1 protein-coding gene is annotated in these 203 nt (G+C 72.4%); it reads right to left on the reverse strand.

Going from position 1 to position 203, the window contains the following annotated elements; translation table 11 throughout:
- Nucleotides 1–203 (reverse strand): hypothetical protein (locus tag JR064_RS23440; protein ID WP_206231258.1); only part of this gene is annotated, 203 nt, incomplete at both ends.

A 203-nucleotide genomic window follows, 5' to 3' on the forward strand; every position in this document is an offset into this window, starting at 1 on the left:
AAGCGCGCCAACAGCACCTGGAACCCCGCCAGCAGGCCCATGAACAACGTTGCGCCACGGCCCCGTGCCAATGCGTCCAGCCGCCCCACCAGCGACGCCGGCAATGCGACCGGCACCGACCCGCCGCGGTACTGCTTCTGTGCCGGGCGCACCCGGTCGGTCGGCAGTTCCAGCAGCGCCGGCACATCGGCCAGCTCCGCGAC

The organism is Xanthomonas bonasiae, from assembly GCF_017163705.1.
Classification (GTDB): domain Bacteria; phylum Pseudomonadota; class Gammaproteobacteria; order Xanthomonadales; family Xanthomonadaceae; genus Xanthomonas_A; species Xanthomonas_A bonasiae.